We start from the raw sequence: 4,328 nt of genomic DNA on the forward strand, positions 1-4,328 counted from the left end.
CAAAGGGGCTAGCTTCATATCTAATTCATGCAACTTTTTGAGCTTTTCCTCGACTTGTCGAATATCTTCTTGAATGGTACCCATAAAATTTGAGAGTGACCTTGCATAGCTGTAGCACATGGCTGTGATTTCTGCTTCCTCGCTACTTCTTGCTTGATTCTGATAAATGTGAATCTGAGAACCTAGTGTTGCTTGCTGACGGCGTAATGCCTCTAGCTGTTGATTGAGCTTATCTTCGTCAAGAATTTCACTACCCGCAGCGCCTGTGTACTGACCATACTGTTGCAGTTTGCTATTTAACTTTTGAATAACCGTATCGGCCTTTGAAACGGTTGGGATGACTAACTGCGTAAACAACCCTTGCCCAGCAGTAAAAGCTGAACCTGATAACTGATGACTATTCAAAACACGAATCAGCTGGCGATTACCCGCTTTCAAGTCAGCCACGATTTGCTCACAAGTGTTGATATTTGATTGGAAATTTGACATCAATTCTCTTGATTCACTTGGATTATAAATTAATCCCATGATAGACTACTCCTTTCTCTGATTAGCGTTTCACGTTGTTCTTCTCGTTTTTGATGGATACGTTTGAACTGCAAATCTTGTGAGGCTTGCTGATTCGCAATCATTCGGTCAAGGTATTTTTGCTTCTCTTGCGTCTCACTAAAACTACTGCTGCCATGATTTCTGTAATTTAATTCATCCTCAATCACCTTTAATGTTTGAAAACTGCTTGTGATCTCGTATTGAAAGGCTTCAAGCGATTGCTTGAGTTGACCTTCTTGAGCGTATAATTCCTCAATTTTACGTTCCTCATCACTAATTTTTAGGTCATAGGCATAGCGTTTATCTGCATTTTTATCTTTCATACTACCACCCCCACGCATTGTCTAACAATGCAGTCGCATCTTGTTTGTCACGTTGTTCAATTGCAGAAGCCAGTTTAGGAAATTTCCCTGCTTGTTTTTTGATACTGGATTGTAATGAGCTGACATCACTAACGATTTTATTGGATACCGTAACAGCACTTTTCATGCCCGAAAGATTACTTTCACCTAAAGCACTTGTTTTAGTGCTGGGACCTACTAAGTTACCATATTTAGATACCGCATCATTTGCTGTTCCGATGTCTGATTTAATCCGTCCTGCCATTTACTTTTTCCTCCTTCATCTTCCTAAATTTATAAAATGGATCCCTTTTTAATATGTTTTCTTCTTCTAACTTTTGAGCTGCTGCAAGTTTGGGTTCTTGTCCTACAAGAGGCGTTACTTGTTTCACTTTTTCATCAGAATCACTTTTTTCATCTACTTCTGCTTTAGTACCTGATACCACTTGTGTCAAAGTTCCCCTCATCACATCTTCTAGATCATCAAGTAGTTTTGTATCCAATTCATCGGTATACCCTTCGTGAATAATTTTCGTAATTTGTGATGCAGTGATTCTCAAAATATTCTCTTTTTGATCAGGAACATGACCATAAGGATGGGGAGCAAGCATATAGCGAAGAATCGTTTCTCCATTTGAGTCTTGTCCGATTGCACGTGCAACCACAACATATTTTGTATGCTCTAAAGCATCCATATCGTCTACTTCAACTATTGTTCCTAGGCCAAGAAATGCCAACTGTTTATCTGTCATTTTCAATCACAACCTTTCTTGTATTATTGGCACCACAATATGATAGAGTTCTTCATCATTTATACTATGTAAAATATTTCTTTGATATGATTCATTTTTTACCGACATAGGTAAGTTTTCAATAAAATGTTGACTGCTTAACTCTCCGCCAAATAATATCTGAGTGATATTTTCCTTCACAGTAGCTGTTGGCATAGTAAAATTATCTCCGACTCTCGTTTGGTAATCCATGAAAATCAGTTGACGTTGGCTAGTATTCTGCTCTATCAAAGAGATGAATTGTGCTTGTTGGTAGAAACTCTTCTCCAGAATATCTGCAATACCGTTAACTATAATCAGTTGCTTCGCTTCAGAGTCTTTTTGTGACATTAAAAACGCTAATGTTTCTTTCAACTCTACTAAATGATTCGTTACATCATCTCTCGAAATGTAAAGCGACGCTTTATCTGAGAAATCTTTCAACCCATTAAGGGCATCTATGAGAATCACTTCACAGTCTTGATCAACTAATTGTTCTATTAAAAAGGGAGAAAACATCCTAAGCTGTTTCTTATTCGCCGGAAAAATGCCGATACTGTTACCAACAAATAAGTCAAAACTTTCTATAGCTGACGTGGCTTTGTTTAAACCGATATATAATTTGTTTGTCCCTTTTTCACTTAGTAGCGCATCAAATTGTGTACCCGTCAACTCCTCAGGTACCATCGGAATCTTAGCTGGTCGCGGTCCTGTCCAGTTCTGACTTAGGGTCGAAACTGCCTGCTCAAGATTTTCTAATAGTGTCGTACTCGTCTCACCTGCGACTGGCAGGTAGAACTGGATAGCCCTTGGTACGTCTAGCATGACTTGACCTCGACCTGCTTTAGCCTCTTGTTGAACACTGGCACGTCCCATGATTGTCGTCACTTCACCAGCATCATTCAGGTAGAGGACGAGCTTAGTTGGGATGGCACTCATCATATTTGCCCGAACAGCACCTAATCGGCTAGCTGTTAAGACTAGATAAACACCCAGACTAGGGCCTTCACGTAAGACTTGTAACAAGGAATTATCGATTTGCTGCTTACGACTGTCCTCTAGGCTAAGACCATCATAGTTATCTAGGAGATTCACGATGATAGGCAGACTTAGCTGCGTCTTAGCTTCATACTGCGCTAAACTGGCAACACCCGCAGTTTTAAAGGCGCGTTTACGACTAGCTAAAGTTGTGACGATACCTGCTAACATTTTCTGCAGTTTTTCAGTTTCTTCCAGTGTGACGATATCTGCTACATGCGGTAAATCTTTGAGTGGCAATAAGCCATTATTACCAAAGTCTAGTAAGTTAAGGTGCACTTGTTCTGGTGTGTTAGCCTTAGCCAGGTTTAAGCTCAAGGTTTGAAGTAGCGTGGATTTACCGTAGCCACTACTTGCAAAAATAACTGTATTCCCTTGTTTTAACAAGTCAAAATCATAATTAACTTGTGCTTGGTCACTAGGTACATCAAGTAGCCCTAACGGTACAGCAAGTGTCGGTTGCACACCTAGCTTGACCTGAGGTGTTGAGATGTTTTCTGCTAGATTAGGTAACCAAGGCTGATCAGGCCGTGTGTAGCTAGCATCCTCAAAAATCTGTATAATCGCATCAATCACTGCATCCAGCTGACTAGGCAAGTCACTTGTATCCTTACCCTGCACGACTTCCTCAGTTGGGTCATACATCAGCTCATACTGGCCTAAGGCATTGATGCTAAAGATGCGCTCATCGACTTTTTCCTCATTTTCCGCTTCAGGATCATACGGCACACCTGCATAGCCACTTTGAAATAAATCATACACCTCATTTTCGCCAACTCTAAGGTACCCACGACCCGGATTAGTGATATGGGCTGCATCAGGTGTTTTAAGCAATTCATTTGAATCCTGGACGCCTGCCATCTTAAGGGCAATTTTTGATCTAGAGTTGGCTTCAATTTGGTCATTCACCACACCACTGGGTTTTTGAGTCGCAAGAATCAAGTGGACCCCTAAACTTCTGCCAATCCGTGCAACAGACGTCAACTCATCCAAGAATTCGGGTACATTTGCTTTCAACTCCGCAAATTCATCTGATACCAGGATAAGATGTGGGAGTGGTTTCGTCGGGTAATTAACATCTGGTTTCGACTCGTGGCGTTGCTTATAAAGGGACATATAGTCATTGATACTATTCACCCCATATCTGGCAAATTCACGCTGGCGCTTGTCTAATTCGGCCTTGATACTGGCTAAGGCTCTAGCCGTCCCCGCACCATCTAGATTGGTAATGGCACCCATAAAATGCGGTAACTTATCCAAGGTATTGGCAATCCCGCCACCCTTCCAGTCAATGATTAGCATCCCAATATCTTCTGGTGAAAAGTTAATCGCGAGCCCAATCAGATAGGTCGTCAAGAATTCTGATTTCCCTGAACCAGTCGTCCCACCGACCAAAGCATGTGGCCCATGCCCTCTTTCATGTAAATCCCAATAAACATCATCCGATTTCCCACGCCAACCAATCAAGGATTTAATCGACTTATTCGGTTGTGCCGTCTCCCAACGCTGCCCAATCTCAAGCGCCTCAACAGTCTTTACCTCATATTGCTCGAGCAAAGACAAGCTTTCTGGTACTGCATTTTTTTCGACTTCTAAATGAGTCAGATTCGCCAGTTTTATCAGGCTGACT

The 4,328-nt window shown here is 41.4% G+C and carries 5 protein-coding genes; all 5 read right to left on the bottom strand.

Annotated features, from left to right (window positions below):
- Positions 1 to 528: hypothetical protein (locus tag RU86_RS11420; RefSeq protein ID WP_143468129.1), on the bottom strand; the 528-nt coding region annotated here is incomplete at its 3' end.
- Positions 519 to 872: a hypothetical protein gene (locus RU86_RS11425; protein WP_096815408.1), complete on the bottom strand. Its 354-nt coding sequence runs from the start codon at positions 870 to 872 to the stop codon at positions 519 to 521. The genes RU86_RS11425 and RU86_RS11420, both read right to left, overlap by 10 nt.
- 1 nt (position 873) lies before the next feature.
- A complete protein-coding gene (locus RU86_RS11430) occupies positions 874 to 1,155 on the bottom strand; it encodes a hypothetical protein (protein ID WP_096815409.1) in 282 nt (93 codons plus the stop codon).
- Positions 1,139 to 1,642 carry a DUF4176 domain-containing protein gene (locus tag RU86_RS11435; RefSeq protein WP_143468130.1) on the bottom strand — a complete coding sequence of 168 codons (504 nt, stop codon included), beginning with the start codon at positions 1,640 to 1,642 and terminating at the stop codon, positions 1,139 to 1,141. Before RU86_RS11435 ends, RU86_RS11430 begins: the two co-directional genes overlap by 17 nt.
- 6 nt (positions 1,643 to 1,648) lie before the next feature.
- Positions 1,649 to 4,328: type VII secretion protein EssC (gene essC / locus RU86_RS11440; RefSeq protein ID WP_096815411.1), on the bottom strand; the 2,680-nt coding region annotated here is incomplete at its 5' end.

This window comes from Pseudolactococcus piscium (genome assembly GCF_002441695.1).
Classification (GTDB): domain Bacteria; phylum Bacillota; class Bacilli; order Lactobacillales; family Streptococcaceae; genus Pseudolactococcus; species Pseudolactococcus piscium.

What these genes read in the sequence shown, in the direction of transcription:
- RU86_RS11435 (WP_143468130.1), bottom strand. Translation starts at nt 1,642, where the DNA reads ATGACAGATAAACAGTTGGCATTTCTTGGCCTAGGAACAATAGTTGAA.
- RU86_RS11425 (WP_096815408.1), bottom strand. Translation starts at nt 872, where the DNA reads ATGAAAGATAAAAATGCAGATAAACGCTATGCCTATGACCTAAAAATT.
- RU86_RS11430 (WP_096815409.1), bottom strand. Translation starts at nt 1,155, where the DNA reads ATGGCAGGACGGATTAAATCAGACATCGGAACAGCAAATGATGCGGTA.